The 20,963-nt window shown below is 43.2% G+C and carries 20 protein-coding genes and 1 riboswitch; of the genes, 14 read left to right on the top strand and 6 right to left on the bottom strand.

Annotated features, from left to right (window positions below; translation table 11 throughout):
• Positions 1-2: 2 nt before the first annotated feature.
• Complete coding sequence (locus IT970_RS13495) at positions 3-3,728, bottom strand: nitrate reductase subunit alpha (protein ID WP_196857410.1); 3,726 nt, start codon at positions 3,726-3,728, stop codon at positions 3-5.
• Positions 3,729-3,995: 267 nt separating this feature from the next.
• Between IT970_RS13495 and IT970_RS13490 the strand changes: the two genes are divergently transcribed.
• The 10 genes from IT970_RS13490 to IT970_RS13445 all read left to right on the top strand — a co-directional run bounded on the left by IT970_RS13490 (position 3,996) and on the right by IT970_RS13445 (position 11,979).
• A complete protein-coding gene (locus IT970_RS13490; protein WP_083422916.1) occupies positions 3,996-5,819 on the top strand; it encodes a histidine kinase in 1,824 nt (607 codons plus the stop codon).
• Between the two features lie 123 nt (positions 5,820-5,942).
• A riboswitch (molybdenum cofactor riboswitch) is annotated at positions 5,943-6,074 on the top strand.
• Positions 6,062-7,033 (top strand): GTP 3',8-cyclase MoaA, encoded by a 972-nt coding sequence (moaA, locus tag IT970_RS13485; protein ID WP_075593988.1) that lies wholly within the window; start codon positions 6,062-6,064, stop codon positions 7,031-7,033. Its footprint overlaps the riboswitch before it by 13 nt.
• Position 7,034: 1 nt before the next feature.
• Positions 7,035-7,607, top strand: a complete 573-nt coding sequence (gene mobA / locus IT970_RS13480; RefSeq protein WP_118844642.1) for a molybdenum cofactor guanylyltransferase — start codon at positions 7,035-7,037, stop codon at positions 7,605-7,607.
• On the top strand, positions 7,595-8,146 hold the full coding sequence (gene moaB / locus IT970_RS13475) for a molybdenum cofactor biosynthesis protein B (protein ID WP_036973048.1): 552 nt from the start codon (positions 7,595-7,597) through the stop codon (positions 8,144-8,146). The genes mobA and moaB overlap by 13 nt, the downstream gene beginning before the upstream one ends.
• Positions 8,146-8,616 carry a cyclic pyranopterin monophosphate synthase MoaC gene (moaC, locus tag IT970_RS13470; RefSeq protein WP_196857409.1) on the top strand — a complete coding sequence of 157 codons (471 nt, stop codon included), beginning with the start codon at positions 8,146-8,148 and terminating at the stop codon, positions 8,614-8,616. The genes moaB and moaC overlap by 1 nt, the downstream gene beginning before the upstream one ends.
• Positions 8,617-8,631: 15 nt before the next feature.
• The gene (moaD, locus tag IT970_RS13465; RefSeq protein ID WP_065978349.1) at positions 8,632-8,877 is read left to right on the top strand and encodes a molybdopterin converting factor subunit 1; all 246 of its coding nucleotides are present in this window, start codon (positions 8,632-8,634) and stop codon (positions 8,875-8,877) included.
• 2 nt (positions 8,878-8,879) lie between these two features.
• Positions 8,880-9,329: a molybdenum cofactor biosynthesis protein MoaE gene (locus tag IT970_RS13460; protein WP_065978350.1), complete on the top strand. Its 450-nt coding sequence runs from the start codon at positions 8,880-8,882 to the stop codon at positions 9,327-9,329.
• A gap of 10 nt (positions 9,330-9,339) precedes the next feature.
• Positions 9,340-10,092 carry a molybdate ABC transporter substrate-binding protein gene (gene modA / locus IT970_RS13455; protein WP_196857408.1) on the top strand — a complete coding sequence of 251 codons (753 nt, stop codon included), beginning with the start codon at positions 9,340-9,342 and terminating at the stop codon, positions 10,090-10,092.
• A gap of 4 nt (positions 10,093-10,096) precedes the next feature.
• Entirely contained in the window at positions 10,097-10,789 is a 693-nt protein-coding gene (modB, locus tag IT970_RS13450) for a molybdate ABC transporter permease subunit (RefSeq protein WP_118844640.1), read from the top strand.
• A 14-nt stretch (positions 10,790-10,803) separates the two neighbouring features.
• The gene (locus tag IT970_RS13445) at positions 10,804-11,979 is read left to right on the top strand and encodes an ATP-binding cassette domain-containing protein (RefSeq protein ID WP_180311120.1); all 1,176 of its coding nucleotides are present in this window, start codon (positions 10,804-10,806) and stop codon (positions 11,977-11,979) included.
• On the opposite strand, the gene IT970_RS13440 is transcribed toward IT970_RS13445, so the two are convergent.
• From IT970_RS13440 to narL, 3 genes are read right to left on the bottom strand one after another with little or no spacing between them, the layout of a single operon-like run.
• Positions 11,976-12,260 carry a hypothetical protein gene (locus tag IT970_RS13440; RefSeq protein ID WP_036973042.1) on the bottom strand — a complete coding sequence of 95 codons (285 nt, stop codon included), beginning with the start codon at positions 12,258-12,260 and terminating at the stop codon, positions 11,976-11,978. The two genes, IT970_RS13445 and IT970_RS13440, sit on opposite strands and share 4 nt — an antisense overlap.
• Positions 12,261-12,275: 15 nt before the next feature.
• Positions 12,276-13,532, bottom strand: a complete 1,257-nt coding sequence (moeA, locus tag IT970_RS13435; RefSeq protein ID WP_118844638.1) for a molybdopterin molybdotransferase MoeA — start codon at positions 13,530-13,532, stop codon at positions 12,276-12,278.
• A gap of 2 nt (positions 13,533-13,534) precedes the next feature.
• Positions 13,535-14,188, bottom strand: a complete 654-nt coding sequence (gene narL / locus IT970_RS13430) for a two-component system response regulator NarL (protein WP_036973040.1) — start codon at positions 14,186-14,188, stop codon at positions 13,535-13,537.
• 278 nt (positions 14,189-14,466) lie between these two features.
• On the opposite strand from narL, the gene IT970_RS13425 reads away from it, so the two are divergent.
• Both IT970_RS13425 and IT970_RS13420 read left to right on the top strand, forming a co-directional pair.
• A complete protein-coding gene (locus IT970_RS13425) occupies positions 14,467-16,080 on the top strand; it encodes an antiporter (RefSeq protein ID WP_036973039.1) in 1,614 nt (537 codons plus the stop codon).
• Positions 16,081-16,149: 69 nt separating this feature from the next.
• Positions 16,150-16,521 (top strand): ribonucleotide reductase subunit alpha, encoded by a 372-nt coding sequence (locus IT970_RS13420; RefSeq protein WP_118844637.1) that lies wholly within the window; start codon positions 16,150-16,152, stop codon positions 16,519-16,521.
• A 134-nt stretch (positions 16,522-16,655) separates the two neighbouring features.
• Here the strand turns inward: IT970_RS13420 and ubiT are convergent, their stop codons facing one another.
• Positions 16,656-17,174, bottom strand: a complete 519-nt coding sequence (gene ubiT / locus IT970_RS13415; RefSeq protein WP_036973036.1) for a ubiquinone anaerobic biosynthesis accessory factor UbiT — start codon at positions 17,172-17,174, stop codon at positions 16,656-16,658.
• A gap of 80 nt (positions 17,175-17,254) precedes the next feature.
• Between ubiT and ubiU the strand changes: the two genes are divergently transcribed.
• Positions 17,255-18,247 carry a ubiquinone anaerobic biosynthesis protein UbiU gene (gene ubiU / locus IT970_RS13410; protein WP_065978354.1) on the top strand — a complete coding sequence of 331 codons (993 nt, stop codon included), beginning with the start codon at positions 17,255-17,257 and terminating at the stop codon, positions 18,245-18,247.
• A gap of 8 nt (positions 18,248-18,255) precedes the next feature.
• Positions 18,256-19,125, top strand: coding sequence for a U32 family peptidase (locus IT970_RS13405; protein ID WP_118844636.1), 870 nt, complete (start codon positions 18,256-18,258; stop codon positions 19,123-19,125).
• Here the strand turns inward: IT970_RS13405 and IT970_RS13400 are convergent.
• Positions 19,122-20,840 (bottom strand): bifunctional protein-serine/threonine kinase/phosphatase, encoded by a 1,719-nt coding sequence (locus IT970_RS13400; RefSeq protein WP_036973029.1) that lies wholly within the window; start codon positions 20,838-20,840, stop codon positions 19,122-19,124. The two genes, IT970_RS13405 and IT970_RS13400, sit on opposite strands and share 4 nt — an antisense overlap.
• Between the last annotated feature and the right edge of the window lie 123 nt (positions 20,841-20,963).

The raw sequence follows: 20,963 nt of genomic DNA, 5'->3' as shown, positions 1-20,963 counted from the left end.
GGTTACTCGTTATCTAGCCAATCAACCTTGTCCATCTTACGGACAATTACAAACTCATCACGATTACAGCCCACAGTACCGTAGTAGTTAAAGCCGTATGATTGCTGTGCATAACCCCCAATCATATGGGTTGGTTTCATGATGGCGCGGGTAACTGAGTTATGAATACCGCCTCGAGTTCCTGATATCTCAGAGCCTGGTGTGTTTACAATGCGCTCTTGTGCGTGGTACATCATGCTCATACCTTGTGGTACACGCTGTGATACGACGGCACGTGCTGCAATGGCACCATTTACATTGAAGATTTCGATCCAATCGTTATCTTTAATACCCCCTTCTGTGGCATCCGTTTCACTGATCCAAACAATCGGACCACCACGGCTTAATGTCAGCATAAGTAGGTTGTCTGAGTAGGTTGAGTGAATGCCCCATTTTTGGTGTGGTGTAATCCAGTTTAAAACTAACTCTTTATTACCATTAGGTTTTTTATCTAATAATGGTTGAGTTGTTTTTAAGTTTACAGGTGGTTTGTACGACACCATGGTTTCACCGAAATCACGCATCCATTGGTGATCTTGGTAAAATTGTTGACGGCCGGTAACGGTACGCCAAGGGATCAGTTCATGCACATTGGTATAGCCTGCGTTGTAAGACACATGCTCATCTTCAAGCCCTGACCATGTTGGCGAGCTGATGATTTTACGTGGTTGTGCTTGAATATCTCTGAAGCGAATTTTTTCATCTTCTTTAGGGGTTGCTAAGTGTGTATGGTCGCGACCCGTGAACTCACCCAATGCTTGCCACGCTTTAACAGCAACATGACCATTGGTTTCAGGAGCAAGACTTAAAATGACTTCAGCTGCATCAATAGCGGTGTCTATTTTTGGACGACCTTTTTGTGGGCCTTCGCTGGTGTGCGTGTAATTCAACTCACCTAAAAACTTCACTTCTTGGTCTGTATTCCAATTAATACCTTTACCCCCATTACCGAGTTTCTCGAGCAGTGGCCCAAGAGAGGTAAAGCGGTTGTAGGTATTAGGGTAGTCACGCTCAACTTCAATCATATTGGGTGCTGTGACACCAGGGATCAGATCGCATTCGCCTTTCCACCACATACTAATGCCGTCTGGCTGGGCTAACTCGCTTGGCGTGTCGTGCATGAGTGGCGATGTTACTAAGTCTTTCTCAACGCCTAAGTGACCTTCACATAAATCAGAGAATTTTTTCGCAATGCCTTTGAAAATATCCCAATCCGAACGTGATTCCCACACTGGATCAACCGCTTTTGAAAGTGGGTGAATGAATGGGTGCATGTCGGATGTGTTCATATCATCTTTTTCGTACCAAGTTGCGGTTGGTAACACGATATCGGAATACAAACAGGTCGTTGACATACGGAAATCAAGTGTGACCCATAAATCAACTTTGCCCTCAGGTGCATCATCATGCCATACAACGTCTTCAGGTTTTTTATCTCCGCTTTCGCCAAGATCTTTACCTTGCAAGCCATGCTTAGTACCGAGGAAATGACGCAGCATGTATTCGTGACCTTTACCCGATGAACCCAGTAAATTAGAGCGCCAAATAAACATGTTACGCGGGAAGTTTTTAGGGTTATCAGGGTCTTCACATGCAAAGTCTAAATCACCAGATTTAAGTTGCTGCACTGCATAATCTTTAGCTGATAATCCTGCTTTTTCTGCATCTTTACACAGTTGCAGTGGGTTCATGCCTAGTTGAGGGGCAGAAGGTAACCAGCCCATGCGTTCTGCACGTGTATTGTAGTCAATGATTGAGCCAGTCCAGTTCTCTTTATTTGCTAAAGGAGACAGCACTTCGGTCATTTCAAGTTTTTCATAACGCCATTGATCAGAATGGTTATAGAAGAAAGACGTCCCGTTCATTTGACGCGGTGGACGTTGCCAATCCAAACCAAACGCAAGCGGTAACCAGCCACATTGTGGACGTAACTTTTCTTGGCCTACATAGTGAGCCCAGCCACCACCTGATTGACCCACACAGCCACACATCATCAGCATGTTGATTAAGCCACGGTAGTTCATATCCATGTTATACCAGTGGTTAAGTCCAGCACCCACGATGACCATGCTGCGGCCACGAGTTTTGTCTGCGTTATCGGCAAACTCACGCGCTACTTGGATTACGTGAGCTGCGTTAACACCGGTGATTTTTTCTTGCCATGCAGGTGTATACGGCACATTGTCTTCATATGATTTTGCAACCGCAGGGTCGTCCAAGCCGTTGTCAACGCCGTAATGCGCAATCATTAAGTCAAATACGGTGGCAACGAGTGCTTCGCTACCATCTTTGAGTGTAATTGTTTTAACAGGGACTTTACGAACTTGAATATCGTCATGTTCAGTATGTTGGAAGTAACCAAGTTCATGTGTTTGGCCACCAAAGTAAGGGAATAATACTGATTCAACTTTATCTGAGTGATCTTTTAAGCTGAGCGCTAACTTGATATCGCTGCCGTTTGTTCCTTCACGTTGCTCAATATTCCACTTGCCTTTTTCACCCCAACGATAGCCAATAGCCCCTGTTGGTGAGACAAGTTCATTGCTTGTTTCATCAAGGCCAATGGTTTTCCATTTAGGGTTGTTGTCTTGGCCTAAGTTATCAGCCAAGTCTGCTGCACGTAAGAAGGCACCTTGTGTGTAGCCTTGGTCGGTTTTATCCAACACGACAAGCATAGGCATATCGGTGTAGCGGCGAACGTAGTCGGTAAAATAACTACTTGGTTTTTCAATGTGGAATTCTTTTAGAATTACATGTCCAAAGGCCATTGCCAGAGCAGCATCGGTACCTTGTTTTGGCGATAACCAAATATCTGATAATTTAGAGCATTCAGAGTAGTCAGAAGTAATAACAACCGTTTTGGTGCCTTTGTAGCGTACTTCAGTGAAGAAGTGAGCATCAGGAGTACGTGTTTGTGGAACATTTGAGCCCCAAGCAATGATATAATTTGAGTTATACCAATCAGCTGATTCTGGAACGTCTGTTTGTTCACCCCAAATTTGTGGCGATGCAGGTGGTAAATCACAATACCAGTCATAGAAGCTTAAGCAGTTACCACCAATCAGTGATAAATAACGCGAACCAGCCGCGTAGCTAACCATACTCATTGCAGGAATAGGTGAGAATCCCATGATACGGTCGGGGCCGTACGTTTTTGCGGTGTAAACATTAGAAGCCGCGATGATCTCGTTCACTTCATCCCATTTAGCACGGATCAAGCCACCTAAACCACGTTTTGACTTGTAGCTTTTCGTTTTAGCAGGGTCAGTAACAATCGATTCCCATGCTTTAACTGGATCACTATGTACTTGCTTAGCTTCGCGCCACAGTTTTAATAATGCTTGACGAACTTTAGGGTATTTTAAGCGGTTGGCACTGTAAATATACCACGAGTAGCTTGCTCCACGAGGACAACCACGAGGTTCATGATTTGGTAAGTCAGGACGTGTACGAGGGTAGTCTGTTTGCTGAGTTTCCCAGGTAACTAGCCCATCTTTTACATAAATTTTCCAACTGCATGAACCTGTACAGTTTACACCATGTGTAGAGCGTACAATTTTGTCATGCTGCCAGCGACGACGATAGCCGTCTTCCCAATCGCGATTTTCATCAGTTGTTACACCGTGACTACCCGCAAAGCTTTGCTTGTTAGTCTTGAAAAAGCGCATTTTATTCAACAAATGGCTCATTTACTTATTCTCCTATCCTGCTCAACTTTAGCGCTCAATCACTAGGCACCTTGAAGCGGCAGAAAGCTACATTGCAAATCAAATATAGTGTTTCACCGCTACAGTAACTTGATGAGGATCAATATCTCAATGGGGGGTAAGGCCATGAATATTATGAGAATACCTACAAAGAGGTAGTGTAAATGTGGGGCTGTTAGGGTGAAAATACTGGTGTTGATAACATACAAGCGTTATGGTTTCGTAACATAGAAAAGGTGGGTAATTATTGTGGGTATTCGGTTAAATGAACTAAAAAATCGATTTAATGGCTCGGTCATGGTGTATATCAAAGGGTCATTGGTCGGGATTATTAGTCTGGCCATTACGACCTTGTTTGCATCGTATTGGATCACAGAATTAGCCGACTTAGATGCTCGCGCAATTAATTTGAGTGGCTCGCTGAGAATGGAGTCGTATCAGCTGGGAATGTACGGCCTTGAAGGAAACAAACAGGAAATAGATAAACGCATTGCAATATTTGAAGAAAAACTAAGAAACCCCATTTTTCAGAAGCTACAAAATGATGAACAGTTAAATGTGTTGTGGCAGCAAACCATTGTTCATTGGCAATCATTCCTAAAGCCCGCACTGCTTAACCTACCGATAGAAGATAAGGCTCAATTTAATCTCTATGTAAAAACACTCGCTCAAAATGCTGATGCATTTGTTTATGCGGTGCAAATAGATGCTGAAAGCAAAATTAGATTACTGCGCACTATTCAAGTTGGCGCGTTGTTTATTACCTTATTGGTGGGCATGTTTACCTTGCATTTAATCAGTTTAAGGGTTGAAAAGCCTTTGGCTGAACTGACTCACGCTGCCTACGCTATCGGGAAAGGAAATTTTACGCATCATGTTGATTTACAGGGCGATGACGAACTGGCGTTAATGGGAGCCACCTTGAACCATACCTGCGAGGCGATAGCATCAATGTATGGCCAACTTGAGTTACGCGTAAAGCAGCAAACTGAAAAGCTTGAGTTAAATAATCAGACCCTTGCGTTTTTGTTTAAAACAGCCCGTTTGCTACTGGAAACCAGAGAAAAAAAGCATGACTTACAGCAAACGTTTGATGAGTTGTCGCAACTCATTGGCGTTAATGACATTGAGTTATGCTTAATGACATCGGGTGGCGACCAGCCGTATGTACAAATAAAACCAACACACGATGACAAGGGAGCATGCCGCGCTCAAAGTTGTGATAACTGTATTGGGAGCGCTGCATTTGTATCAATTGATGACAGCACCGTAACACGCTTTCCATTAGTGTATGGGGATAACCATTACGGTGTGATTGTTGTGCGTGGAGGCAAATGCTTTGCCGAAGATTCTTGGCAGTTACAGCTTGTTCAGTCGGTGACCGACCAGGTTGCCTTGTCGCTTAACCTTGACGAGCAGCATAATCAAGACCGTCGTATCGCGTTACTCCATGAGCGTACGGTGATTGCGCGTGAGTTACATGACTCTTTAGCACAAGCATTATCGTATTTGAAAATTCAAGTGACGCGCTTGTCAAAAACGCAGAATAAGCAGCAATATGATATGCAGCAGCCGATTATTGATGAACTTAAAATGGGGTTAGATTCTGCATATCGGCAATTACGTGAACTATTAACCACTTTTCGTTTAAAAATGGTGGAAGAGGGGTTAGAGGCATCGCTGAATAAAACCATTGATCAGTTAGCCTCGCAAAGCAGCATTTCGTTTCATTTAGAGTTTGCCGTTAAGCAAGTGCCTTTATCACCAATGGAAGAAATTCATATCTTACAAATTGCACGAGAGGCAAGCCAAAACACCGTGCACCATTCACAGGCGAACAATGCGTGGATCACCTTAAAGCAACTTGATGATGGTCAATTAGAGCTTGCTATTAGTGATGATGGCGTAGGGATTAGCCACAATGCAGAGAAATTAAACCATTATGGCATGGCTATTATGCAAGAGCGAGCCAAACACCTTAATGGTGAGTTAGTGGTATTACCTCGAGAAGAGCAGGGGACACAAGTAAAACTGACGTTTTTGCCTGTCGGCGGTAAAGATCTGTATCAGTGATTTAAAGATTTTATAATGTATAAGCGCATGATTGATAGTGGGCTTGTTGCTGTAAATTACTTATTTGTGGGTAGTTTGTCTGCCCATTCTTTTGTATGGTGATGCAAATGCAAACTCTCTAAGCTGTATCCAAGATGCTGAAGTACATCGACCTAAACTAGTTTTTAGCATGGTTAATGTACCGTGGGTGACCACCGGGTAAATAAAGAAATTTGTTTGCCTCCCGACTTGGAAAGGCTGTGATGTTGCAAGATAATTTTGATAGAAAATATAATTACTTACGCTTGTCAGTAACGGAAGTCTGTAATTTTAAATGTAATTACTGCTTACCGGATGGCTACGTGTGTGATGCTCGTCCGAAAACCCTCAGTGTTGATAAAATTAGCACCTTGGTAAACGCCTTTGCGATGGCGGGTACTAAAAAAATACGCTTAACTGGCGGCGAGCCTACTTTGCGCAAAGATCTTGCCGATATCGTCGGAGCATGCAGTGAAACCCAAGGTATTGATACCGTTGCAATGACAACCAATGGCTATCGCTTACTTGAAAAACTTCCTCGTTTAGTGGCCAGTGGTTTAACAAACCTAAACCTGAGCGCCGATAGCTTGAATCCTTATACATTTTCGCAAATCACCGGCAGTGACTCATTACATGAAGTACTTAGCTGTGTTGATAAAGCCTTAGAGCTGGGTGTTAAAAAAGTTAAATTAAACGCGGTCTTACTCAAGCAATACAATGCCAACCAATTACAGCAATTTCTTGATTATATTAAAGATAAGCCTGTCACATTTCGTTTCATTGAACTGATGCAAACCGGTGATAACCGGGCTTATTTCAATGCCCAACATGTACAAGGTCAGCAACTTAAACAACAGCTTTTACAGTCGGGTTGGCGAGCAGCCCCCAAAGCGGTGGATGCGGGCCCAGCCGAAGAATTTTTTCACCCTCACTATGCGGGTCAAATTGGCTTGATCATGCCTTACAGTAAGGCATTTTGTGCAAGCTGCAACCGCTTACGCGTCTCTGCTGAAGGCAAATTGCATTTGTGTTTATTTGGTGAAGCAAATGATGACTTAACGCCATGGTTAGATAATCAAGATGTTAGAGGCTTAGCCACTCACCTTTTAAGCAGTGTTCAACATAAATGGCAAGGCCATCAATTACAAATGGGACGAACAGGGCTGACCAAACAACTGGCTATGTTAGGGGGTTAGTATGTTAGTGGGTATTGTTCTGGCTGGAGGGCTTTCTCGCCGCATGGGGCAAGATAAGGCTTTACTTGAAATTAATGGTCAAACGCAATTAACACGCGCGATTGCTTGCCTTAAAGACGCGGGCTGCGATGAGGTCATTGTGAGTCGAAATAGCAGCGGTTTTATCGTTGATAAATTTGTACAGCAAGGACCTGTTGCAGGTATTCATGCCTGTTTGAATCACGCTGAGTATGATGATGCGCTTGTTATTCCTATTGATATGCCGCTGCTATCTAAAACAACTTTACGCACCCTTATCAACCAAGGGCGCAGACGAGATTGTGCCTGTTACTTTGCACACAGTGTATTGCCTTGTTACCTCAATCGGCTTGAACGCGCGAGTTTAATTGCCCAGCAACGTTTAGAGCATGGGCAGCGCTCTGTCAGTGGTTTACTTGAAGAGCTTGGAGCGGCCGTCATTGAATTGTTTGAGTCAAATGGCGAGGGTCGTGAACTATATAACGTTAATACACCACAACAATGGGCACAGGCTCGTTGTTTGGTTGATCAAAAGGATTACGCATGGCGCGAGTAAAAAGCAACCGCTTTGTACCATTAAACATAGCGATTTTAACAGTGAGTAATAGTCGAGGCCCTGAGCAAGACACTGCGGGTGATTTGTTGCAGCAAAAAGTCATAGACAGTGGGCATCATGTGCTTAATCGACAATTACATAAAGCCAATATTTATAAAGTACGCGCGGAAGTCGCTACATGGATAGCCAGTGACGATATTGACGTGGTACTGATTTCTGGTGGCACTGGACTGACACCGGATGATATTACGCCTTCGGCAATTGATGTGTTATTTGATGTGTCTGTGAGCGGTTTTGGTGAGTTATTCAGGCATTTGTCTTGTTCGCAAATTGGCACCTCATCACTGCAATCCAGAGCGTTAGCAGGGCTTTCGAATAGAACCCTTGTTGTTGCTATGCCGGGTAGCCCAAATGCGTGTGCTACCGCCTGGGATGAGATTTTATGTCAGCAACTCGATTCGCGGTGTGGGCCATGTAATTTTGTAGCAGAGCTTAAATCACATCGTGTTGAACAGTGCCATTCTCGGGAGATGAATTAATGCAGTTAACGCACATAGATAAAAGTGGTCAAGCAAGCATGGTTGATGTTGCAGATAAATCAGCAACAGTGCGAGAAGCGCGTGCATGCGCAACGGTCGTGATGCAGCCAGAAACGCTCGCTCTTATTGAGCAAAATCAGTTAGACAAAGGCGATGTATTAGCTGTCGCACGTATTGCAGGAATTCAAGCAGCAAAAAAAACAGCTGATTTGATCCCCCTTTGCCATCCGTTGGCGTTAAGTAAAGTGGCGGTTGAGTTTTCTATTAACAACCAAGGCTGTGCGGTTGATATTCAAAGTTATTGCAAGTTAGTTGGGCAAACCGGGGTTGAAATGGAAGCGTTAGCTGCGGTATCGATTGCAGCACTCACTATTATCGATATGTGTAAAGCGGTTGACCAAGGCATGACAGTACAGAACATGCGAGTTACCTATAAAAGTGGTGGCAGACGCGGCACCTATATTGGCTAATTAAGGGGAGTATGTATGAATAAGGTACTTTTTTTTGCACAGTTACGTGAACGTTTAGGCTGTGACTCGGTGCAACTAGATGCACAAGGTATGTCGGTTAGGCAGTTACGCCAAACATTGGCTGAACGAGATGAGCGTTGGCACACCTGGTTACTCGATAAAGATGTGTTAGTGGCCGTAAACCAAATTTTGGTTGATGATAATGCTGCGGTCGGCACTGGCGATGAGGTTGCTATGTTTCCACCTGTCACTGGAGGTTAGTGATGATCCGTGTACAAGAACATGATTTCGATATGAACGAAGAGTATCAATCCATGTTAGCTGACGACTCGGTGTCGGGCGCCGTGGTTATGTTTGTAGGCCGTGTTCGCGACATTAATCAAGGCCACCAAGTTGATAGTTTATATCTAGAGCATTATCCGGCGATGACAGAGAAATACCTTACCCAGTTAGAGCAGCAAGCGTTGTCATTATGGCCTTTGGAAAAGGTAACCTTAATTCACCGCGTTGGTAAATTAAGCTTAACAGATCAAATTGTGCTGGTGGCAGTGTCGAGTGTCCACCGCGAAGCTGCATTTGAAGCGGCACAGTATTTAATTGATTTACTTAAAGCGCGTGCGCCATTTTGGAAAAAAGAGCACGTTGAAGGAGAGCAGACTCGTTGGGTGAGTGCCAATCATAAAGATCAAATAGCGGCTGCCCAGTGGCTGTAGGGTTGAAACAATGCAGTGGCTAACAAATAAACTAACCACATACACGATAGCGACTGTGCTGGTTTTATTGTGCTGTGTTTCGCCTGCAAGCGCTAATGATAAAGACACATCCTCTTCGCTAACGATTGCTTGCTCGGCTAACTTTGTCGCTGTAATGGATCAGTTGCTGCCAGTATTTAAAGCACAGGTTAAAACCGATATACAGATTAAAGTGGTGACTGGCTCGTCAGGCACACTCGCAACACAGCTTCGTTATGGAGCCCCTTATGACGTATTTTTTTCAGCCGATGCAATATTACCTACACAACTAAAAACCGATGGTTTTGGCATTGAAAGCACAGTGTATGCGCTTGGCGAATTGGTGTTTTATTCGTCCGAGGGCTATGACAGTTTGGAAGGCGTTATGACACGTTTGCCCCATATTACTTTAGCTATTGCGAATCCACGTTATGCACCTTATGGACAGGCTGCGGTTGAGGTATTGGCTCACTTACAAACCAAGCCGAAAAAAACAGTAACGGGGGGATCTATTTTGCATGCTTTTCAATATGTTGAAAGCCAAAATGCAGAGTTAGGCTTAATTGCAAAAAGCCTACTGCAACAACCACATAATGGCACGGCTATCGCCATTCCCAGTGAGTGGTATCAGCCAATTGAGCAGCATGTTTTATTAGTAAAAGACTCAGTGTTTGCGCGTCAGTTTTATCATTTTGTTCAAACTGAACAGGCACAACAGTTAATAAAATCAATGGGCTATAGGTAATACTATGAGCGAGGGAGACTTGCAAGCCATCTTTATTACGTTAAAACTTGCTGCGTTAAGTACGCTGGCGTTGTTAGTAATAACGATTCCCTGCGCATATTGGCTTGCGCGAAGTAAACGGGCCATAAAACCCTTCCTCGAAACCTTAATTACCTTGCCTTTAGTTTTGCCTCCTACGGTATTAGGGTATTACTTTTTAGTGTTATTTTCGCCGCAACAAGGTATCGGTTTATGGCTGCAAAATACCTTGGGTATACAGTTAGTCTTTAGCTTTTCGGGGATTTTAGTGGCGTCGATGATCTACAGCTTACCTTTTACTTTTCGGCCCTTACAAAGTGCATTTGAACAATTGCCAGATAACTTATACAGCAGTGCTGCCTTATTGGGCTTTAAGCCATGGAAGCAGTTTTTATGGTTAGTACTCCCCATGATTAAACCGGCTATTTATACCGCTGCGACTTTAAGCTTTGCCCATACGGTGGGGGAGTTTGGTGTTATTTTAATGATTGGCGGTAATATTCCAGGAGAAACTCAAGTTGTGTCACTGGCGTTATTTGATCATGTTGAGAGTTTTAATCTTCAGGCTGCAAATATGCTTGCAGGGCTGATGCTCGTGTTCTCATTTGCCGTTGTGTTTGCATGTCAATGGTGGCAAAGGCAAACGCAGCATGTAAGTACACCAACCAGCTTGCTTTGAATAGGTTTAAACAGATGATGGCATTAAATAGCGACAGCAGCATGGGTATTTCAGACCCACAGTGTACGTCTAAGCCTGTGGTTGCGCATATTGAACTTAATTGTTCAGAGCCTGTTACTCAGCAACTTGATTGTCAGCTTAAGACCTTGCAAATAACGGTGTTATTAGCCCCAAGTGGTACAGGTAAAAGCAGTTTGTTTAATGCAATTGCGGGTGTTGCTCCTGCTTCTGGCGGGTTAAAAGTAACAGGGCAGCAGCAGTTAGGTATGCCAGCACATAAGCGCCGCATCGCTTACGTAACACAGTCTCCTTTGTTATTTGACCACCTAAGCATTGCCGCTTTATTAAAGTTGGTTGCTAAGCAACAAGCGCAGCCATTTGATATAAGTTGGGCAATAGACCCCTTAGGGCTGACCGACAAACTAGTGTATCGGGCTCACCAATTAAGTGGTGGACAGCGCCAGCGCGTTGCGCTTTTGCTTGCGATGATAAAAGGAGCGCCTTTATTATTATTAGATGAAGTGCTTACCGGTCTCGATCAACTTAATAAGCAAGCCTGTATAGGGGTTATAAAAGACTACCTTTGTAAAGTGCAAGGTGCTGCTTTGTTAGCATGCCACCAACTGGATGATGTATTAGCTTTAGCTGATAGCTGCTTATTGCAGCATACGATAAACAATAGTACACAGTGGCAAATGTTCCCTGTGGATGAAGGTGTTGAGCGTTATCAGCAGCAGTTACTAGAGAGCCAATCGAGTGAGAACATACAGGGAAGTCAATTTACCTCTATGTTTTACGGACAGGTTCATGCTCACTTTCCTGCGCTGGGCTTAACGGAGTATCACGTTGGCGGGCAGCGCTGCTTTGCTGCGTATAATTCAGAGCATCAAATAGGGCGTTTGCAGCCATTAATACTGAAAGCAAATCGTCTGGGTTTATCAAAAATAGCACTACCAGAGAGTAGTTTTGTGAACCAATTAAAAGTGCGGATCACGGCGTTTTACCCCGTTAATATGGGAAAAGAGCAAGGTATGTTGGTGAAAGTAAGGCTCGCTAACAGCGAACAAGACGGTGTGCATAAACCCGCATCATTGCATGTGTGGATCACGCGCTTATCATTTAATCAACTACAGCCTAAATTAGATGAAACGTGGTTTTTAATAGGTAAAGCGGACGCATTACACGGTTAACTATCGACTAAGTTATTTCTTACTAAACCGCGTTTTACATTTTTGCAGAGCTTCGCGAATCGAGAAATATCGTCAAAATTAGGGATTGTGCCTATTTGCAGCTGGTGTTCCCAGTAGCATAGTTCGGTATCAACCAACTCCATTAGCTTTTTAGGGCAGCCGATACACGAGTTATCGGTGCCACAAAAAAAGGTATCAGGTTCGTATAAGGGAAGCTCTACTTTTACCTGCTCGATTAATTGCTGCATGGCGGTGACGCGGTCAGGTTTACGTGTTTGCATTTGACTGCTTTGCTTCTAATTTAATGCACAATCAAAAGGAATAAAGGGCACTAAGTCGCCACTTTGCCACTGAGTTTTTTCAGCATCAAGCAATAAATAACCTTGGCTTTTTGCAAAAGTACTGAGCATGCCAGAACCTTGTCCTTTTAAAGGCTCAATATAGGTTCCTGTGTTATCGACAACTAATGAAGCACGAATAAATTCAGCGCGACCTTGTTTTTTACTAATATCACACGCTAAAGGTAACTGAAGGGGAGGCTGTGTACGCACTGTTTCACCAGCCATTTTACGAAGCGCAGGTATCGCGAGTTGATGCAATGTCACAACACTTGAAACCGGGTTGCCTGGTAATCCCATAAATCGCTTGTTGTGGCCGTCTTGTGTTAAATGCTTAAAATGACCGTATGCGAATGGTTTACCTGGCTTTATTGCTACTTTCCAAAACTGCATTTGACCAAGCTCTGTGAGCACTGTTTTTGTGTGATCAGCATCACCGACCGACACACCACCCGAGGTAATAATGACATCGGTATTTGAAAGTGCTTCTTCAAAAGCCAACTTTAGCGCGTCAGGGTCGTCAGCAATGATGCCAAAATCCTGCACCGCAAAGCCTAAATTAGTTAAAATAGCCTGAATCGTGTAACGGTTAGTATCGTAAATTCCACCTTGTGAAAGTGGCGTGCCGGGTTCAAAAAGTTCATCGCCCGTAGAAATAACCCCCACTTTAAGTGGCTTATAAACGCTAACAGAGGCAATACCAAGCGAGGCAAGCATACCGATATCTGTGGCTGTTAAGCGTTGCCCTGATGCAAATAATTGGCTGCCGATACTGATATCTTCACCTTGTTTACGTACATTTTGTGCAAAGCAAGGCTTAGTGTTTAAAGTGATTGTTTGTTCAGTGGAGACCGTGACATGTTCTTGCATTATCACCGTATCAAAACCAGCCGGAATATGTGCGCCTGTCATGATGCGTATGCAGCAACCTGATTGCCATTCGCCGTTGAATGGATGCCCGGCATAGGCAGTGCCAATAATATTTAAATGTGTGTGTTCATTTAAGTCACTAAAACGAAATGCAAAACCATCCATTCCTGAGTTATCTGCGTTAGGCACATTAATGTCGGCGATAATCGGTGCAGCAAGAATACGACGATGAGCAGCCGATAAAGGCAGTGTCTCTGTTTTAACTAATAACGGCGTGTCTGATAAAAGTGCTTCGCTAGCGTGTTGAAAAGAGAGCAGGGGCTGCTCACTCGAAAACTGATTCATTATTAAGCCCCTTTTTGCTGATTGATTATCCACACGGCAGCTTCAACACGTGAGCGCAGGTTTAGCTTTTTCAGCAGGTGTTTTACATGCACTTTAACGGTGCCATCAGAAATATCTAATTCTCGTGCGATTAACTTGTTTGATAACCCTTTCGCAATTAACTTGAGGATTTCAAATTCACGGCTAGTGAGTGAATTGAGGATGTTCGCTTTTTGCGATACATCAGGTTTGCGGATAGCTTGGGCGAGTACCCCTGTGAGCTTTTCACTCAGCACCATTTTACCCAGTGCCGCTTGTTTTATTTTTTCGAGAATTTCTTCAGGATCCATGTCTTTTAGTAAGTAACCATCTGCGCCATAGCTGATTGCAGTGAGCACGTCTTCATCGTTATCAGAAACCGTTAGCATAATAATACGCGATGTAACATCACTGGCACGCATGGCTTTAAGGGTTTCTAAGCCATCCATTCCTTGCATATTAAGGTCAAGAATAATGAGATCGGGATCATGCTCTATAGCTAACTGTAGCCCTTCTTTGCCTGTTGCTGCCTCACCGATGACGACAAGTTCGTCTTCTAAATCGATTAACTGTTGTAGGCCTTTGCGTAGTAATGGGTGGTCATCAACTAATAAAATTGAGCTGGTTAGTGCATTCATACTTTAACTCTTTGTTGGCTTTAGCCTGAAAGACTGGCGGTTTAAAAATATCTTAACGTGGATCAATAAAGTATTCACCAAAAAGCCTCCCTATTACTCCTAATAACCTTAAGCTTTCTTATATTATTTAATGATAAACAATTACTTACGCTTAAATATACCCACTAAGTGGTAGTTGTTTGCTGTTTATGCTGTGTGTGGCTTACCCATCAATGTGAATTGTTGAGTTGATTTTATGTGCGCATAGTAAGTTCAATTAGAACGAAATGGAGCAGCATATGGCTGAACTAGACAAGTGGGAACCGGAAAATGAAGCTTTCTGGAATTCCCAAGGTAAAAAAATTGCGCAAAGGAATTTATGGATTTCGATCCCAAGTTTACTTTGTGGCTTCGCTGTTTGGCTTTACTGGGGAATCTTGACCGTTCAGATGATGAATGCAGGGTTTAGTTTTAGCGCAGATGAGCTATTTACGCTGACGGCGATAGCTGGACTTTCTGGTGCTACATTACGTATTCCCAGTAGTTTCTTCATTCGCTTTTGTGGTGGCAGAAACACGCTGTTCTTCACTACATCGCTACTCATAATTCCGGCTCTATTTACCGGTTTGGCATTACAAGACCCAACGACACCATTGTGGCAATATCAGTTACTTGCTTTGTTGTCGGGTATTGGTGGGGGTAACTTTGCTTCTTCAATGTCAAATATCAGCTTTTTCTTTCCAAAAAAACAACAAGGTTTAGCGCTGGGTCTCAATGCAGGGTTAGGTAACTTTGGTGTGACAACGATGCAGATTTTGATTCCATTGTTTATGACATATGGGGTGTTTGGTGCATTGGGCGGCGACCCAATTACGTTGGTGAGCACGTCGGGAAGTTTGATTGGTAAAATTCCAGCCGGTTCTGAAACTTGGCTGCAAAACGGTGGCTTTTTATGGCTACTGTTCTTAATACCGCTGTTCTTTGCAACATGGTTTGGTATGAATAACATTCGCACGCCAGAAGTGTCACCAAACTTAGGCAGCCCTCTGAGTGCATTTGCAATGATTTCTGTGATGCTAACGATTGGTCTTGCCACTGCGGCGGCTGGTCTGTGGCTGATGCTTCCTGAATCAGCAAATGGTTCTGGCTTTGGGGTACCGAAAGAGTTGGTACTGGTGCTGGTTGTTGCTATTACCGTATTTTTACTGAAGATGATACCGGGGGCGATTGGTAAAAGCCTCACTAAGCAATATCAAATCTTTAATAATAAACATACCTGGGTAATGAGCACGATTTACACCATGACGTTTGGTTCATTTATTGGTTTTGCGGCAGCATTTCCGTTAGCAATCAAAGTTATTTTTGGTTTTCAACACATTATGGTTGATGGTGTGATGACCCATAGTACCTTAAACCCAAATGGCCCAAGTGCGCTCATGTATGCGTGGATGGCACCATTTATTGGGGCATTAATTCGTCCACTAGGTGGGTGGATTGCTGATAAATGGGGTGGTGCGTTAGTAACACAAGTGTGTTCTGTGGTAATGATTACCTCGTCATTAGGTGCGGCCTATTACATGAAAGAGGCTTATCAGTCGCCTACACCTGAAGAGTTCTTTATGCCATTTTTCATCTTATTCTTAGTGCTATTTGGAGCAACAGGGATTGGTAATGGCTCAACCTTTAGAACGATTGCGATGGTGTTTCCTAAAGAACAAGCAGGCCCTGTATTAGGTTGGACTTCGGCAGTGGCTGCATACGGTGCATTTTATATTCCAATGGTATTTGGTCAGCAAATTAAAGCGACAACACCTGAGGTAGCACTGATTGGTTTCGCGGTATTTTATGCGCTATGTTTGATTATTAATTGGTGGTTCTACTTAAGAAAAGACGGCGAATTTTATAATCCATAACGATCTCCACTTGTCCAGAGCCATCAACTTCGGTTTTTGGCTCTTTTTCTATTGTTGCAGGAAAAGAATATGAGTAAGTTTCAAGAATTATTATCCATGGCTCGCCATCAAGCTGAACCCGTTAAGCTACTGTTGTTATTTACAAAAGCAAATGTTGAAAGTTCAGTTAACGATGTCAATAAAGGGGTGATTGAGCCTGTTATGTGTGTTGATAAACTGCCTAGTGAGTTAACTGACTATACGGCGCTTTGTCACGAAGCAGATAACATAAACCAAGCATGGGATTTATTATTTGTCACCAGTATTGGTGCTAATACAGAGGTCAGCCTGATTGAAAGTAGCATGAAGGAGATGATTAAAGACGTACAAAGTGGTAAAAACACGGCGTTGTATGTTGTCCTCGACAGAGAAGATAACCTTGTAGAAATGGTCGGTAGTTAAGTCAGCATAAAAAATTGCACGGCAATAATGGCACAAAGTAAGTGGTCGATATTAAACTGATTAATGGCCGTTAGTGTGCTCTGTGCACAACTCTCCTAAATGTAAACAGAAGGCAGCTACTCGCTGCCTTCTTTTTATTGTAATGACTCTACGTACTCTGTTAACTGATTAAATAACCAGTCTGGCAAGCTTGCTTGTGGGTCTTGCGTATCGAGCCAGTTTTTAACAGTTAGGCACAGTTCTGTGTCGCCTTGGATTGCTAATTTACGTGAGAAAAAAAGTGTATCAGGGTCGTATTTTCCACTCATCAAACTTAAAAATGTATCACTACTCCCCGTTAACTTTCCGTCGTATTTGAGGTGTTCTTTAGGGAGTAACCACGGTTTTATAGAGAAAATAGTTAACCGTTTAGAGGTTGCATTGAGTGAAATAAGCAAGCTGAGTGGCAGGTTATCGACGTCAATGCATAACTGTTTATCAATTAAAAAGTCGAGCTCACCGTCGTTGATCTGTGTTTTAAAAATGAGGTTTATTCGCTGTTCTATCAGCCAACTTATGCCTGCGGTTGGCGTGAGATGAGTAATAGCAGTTAGCCATTTCGGGGTAAAAAATGGCGGAGTTTTATGCTTCATAATATCAGTGAGACTAATCATATTAGTAGATTACCTTATTAGGTTTGCTGGCTTACCATTATTGATAATTTATTTCTTAGTTTAAATAATCAGGAGTGGGTATGGAGTTACTTTGCCCAGCAGGAAACTTACCCTCGTTAAAAAGGGCGATAGCGCAAGGCGCTGATGCGGTTTACGTTGGCTTAAACAATGATACCAATGCGCGTCACTTTGCGGGCCTAAACTTGAATGAGCGGCAACTCGTTGAAGCGGCAGACTATTGTCAGCAGCATAAAAGAAAATTGCATGTTGCTATTAACACCTTTGCTCACCCCAATCATTTTACAAGATGGAAGCATGCCATTGATGAAGCGATTGCAGTGGGGGTAGATGCCCTGATTGTTGCTGATATTGCTGCGCTTGATTTTATTGCGAATAATTATCCGCACCAAGAAATGCATGTCAGTGTGCAGGCATCGGTGACAAATGCACTCGCAATTGATTTTTATAAGCAGTTTGGTGTGAAGCGAGTGGTATTGCCTAGGGTATTAAGTTTGCAACAGGTCAGGCAATTGGCAACCACCACCGACATCGAACTTGAGCTTTTTGCCTTTGGTAGTTTATGTATTATGGCCGAAGGGCGTTGTTATTTATCTTCATATTTAACAGGCGAATCACCTAATACAACAGGTGCCTGTTCGCCGGCCAAGTTTGTTCGTTGGCAACAACAGGGCGATCGAATGCAATCACGCTTGAATGATGTATTGATTGATCAGTTCACTGACGATGAGCAAGCCGGTTATCCAACGTTATGTAAAGGGCGTTTTGTTGTTAATAACGAAACCTACCATGCCTTAGAAGAGCCAACGAGCTTAAATACGCTTTCTCTGTTACCTGAGTTATTAGCCATGAATATTGCGGCCGTTAAAATTGAAGGCCGACAGCGCAGCCCTGCCTATGTTGAGCAAGTTACACGCGTTTGGCGACAGGCTATTGACCATGCAAAGCAAAATGCGACTGACTTCAGTGTTGAAACGCATTGGCAAACGACGCTGGACAGTTTATCTGAGGGGCAGCAAACCACCTTAGGTGCGTATCATCGCAAGTGGAAATAGGAGTAACAATGACACAGTTGAAAGTTGCGGTAGGGCCCATGTTGTTTTTGTGGCAAAAGGAGTTGCTCGAACAATTTTATGAGCGGGTAGCGCAGTCGACAGCCGATATTGTTTATTTAGGCGAAACCGTCTGTGGAAAGCGACGTTTAAGTCGCCTAAATGATTACCTTGAGTGGGCTAAAATGCTAGAGCAAGCAGGAAAAGAAGTGGTGCTGTCTAGCTTAGCCTTGTTGGAGTCGGGGGCTCAACTTCAAGAGTTAAAACGTGTGTGTCGTCAAAGCGCGTATTTAATAGAGGCGAATGATCTTGCCGCCGTGCAGCAATTACATAGCTTGGGATTACCATTTGTGATTGGCCCCGCAATTAATGTTTATAACGGTTATACGCTAGCAAAGTTTGCTCAAATGGGAGCTGTGCGCTGGGTTATGCCTGTTGAATTGTCGAGAGATTGGCTGGTGGCTTTAAAACACGAATACGCGGGTTTGACAGATTTACCGATGCAATTTGAAGTGTTTAGTTATGGCTTGTTGCCTTTGGCTTACAGTGCGCGATGCTTCACGGCTCGCCATTATGACTTAGCTAAAGATCAATGTGAGCTCACTTGTCAAAAGCACCCTTCGGGATTAATGACCCACAGCCAAGACGGTAAAAAGGTGTTTACCTTAAATGGCATTCAAACAATGTCTGGGCAAGTGTATAACTTGTGTGAAGACCGCCATGCACTCAATAGCAGTGCGGATATCGCGCGGCTAAGTATGCACGATATGGACGACTTACAATGGATTGAGTCGTTTGCTTTGGGCACCGACTCTAAGCGACCGGATGAACATATTAATGGCTTTTGGCATCACATTGCGGGTATGCATTGCCAGTCTTAGTGCTGGCTAAATAAATACAATATGAGAGCCAGTGTGATAAACCAAAAACCACTTACCATTTTCCAAAATAATAAACTGCTGGCTTCCTTCGGTTCAGGATCCGGTTTTAAAAATTCAGGATTAGGGACGGTTAAGTCATGCATGAGTGCATCCACGGTTTGATAGCGCTCTGTTAAATCAAAACTAACCCCTTTTTGCAGTGCTTTATCAAACCAAATTGGAATAACGGGGTTATGTTTAATGGCACTGTGATAACGTAGTTTGTCGTAGTCTGCCATGCTTGTGCATTGCTCAACTTTTTCGCCATAGGGTAAATGGTGAGTAAATAATTCATAGCAAATAGTCGCGAGGCTATACACATCACCTTGCACGGCAGCATTTTTGCCCAGCAAATAATTCGGGTCTGAATAGCTGGCCGTGCCAAGTGCCCCTTGATGTTCTATTGGCTGATAAAGCTCCGCAACTCCAGCAACAAACACGGAACCAAAATCAACCAGTTTGATTTCATCATTTTCTAATACCATCACATTGCCAGGTTTGAGATCTTGGTGAATCGCATCATTACTATGAAAAGCATTTAAGGCCGCTGCAATGTGTTTAACGATGGCGATTGCTCGTTTAGGTTTTAGTGGTTGATGCTCAGCTAACCAGTTGTCGAGGCTGGTGCCATCGAGCCATTCCATTAAATAATACAGGGCACTTCTTGGCCGTGAATGTTGATAAATTTTTACCACATAAGGGGAGTCAATTCGGCTGCCAATCCATTGCTCTTTAATAAAGCGGTCGATGTAATGTGTGTCGTCGTCAAAGTTGGCTGAAGGCGTTTTCATTGCGTAACGCTTTTTTGTAAGCTCATCTTCCACTAAATAAAGTTGACTACGTGATGAGGCAAACAGCTCTTCAATGACAAGATAACCATCTAATTTCATACCTGCTTTAAGCGGCGGTGGAAAAGGCAATTTTGTGAGCTCAGCGCTATATTCAGCTTCATTTTGATATGCCAGCTCTTTTATTTTTAAAACGACACAACTGATATTGTCATCACTGCCATGCTTTTTGGCTTCTATACACAGTTGCTCTGCTATTTTAGAGGCTGGTTGATAACTCAATAAGTTATCTATTAAGATATCGGTCGGGAGAAAATCATGCACCCCGTCAGAGCTTAATAAGTAAATGTCACCTTGTTGTAATTCATTGCTGCTGTAATCAATGTGTAAGTTGTTATCCATGCCAATGGCACGCGATAAAAACGATTTTCCTTGCCCTAAATTGGTGGTGTGGTCGGCTGTGAGTTGCTTTAAGTTTCCATTTCTAAAGCGATAAATTCGACTATCACCCACATGAAAAATATGACCATGATTTCCTTTTAAAATCAGGCAGCTTAAGGTTGATAAGTAGCCTTTATTTTCTTGTGAAAATGCATGGCTTTTACGAAAAAGACGTAAATTGATTGCCGATAACACTTGTTCGCCACTGCGACTAACAGACCATGTATCGGGGGTTTTAAAGTATTCACTAAGAAAGCGTTCAACGGCTGTTTCGCTCGCTTCTTTACCAGCTTCTGCTGAGCTGACACCGTCGGCAACACAAAATGCGGCACCTTTAATATTGCTGAGGTACTCATCTTTTGGAATAAAAAGACCTGCGCAATCTTCGTTGATTTCTTTTATTCCGCGTGAGGTATGAAATCCTGCATCAACCTGAGTGCTTTGCATAATGTGTAGTTAGCTTTGAAATAATATCAAAATAGTGCAAGAAAACGGGGGGAGTATTCAACCTGTACAGATCAATAAACGGTCAGTTTTTCAGGTCTGTTTATTATCAAATAAGCTTAACTA

This window comes from Pseudoalteromonas sp. A41-2 (genome assembly GCF_015767615.1).
GTDB lineage: Bacteria > Pseudomonadota > Gammaproteobacteria > Enterobacterales > Alteromonadaceae > Pseudoalteromonas > Pseudoalteromonas lipolytica.
Note: the sequence above shows the minus strand (reverse complement) of the source record. Positions and strands in the feature narration are given on the sequence as shown.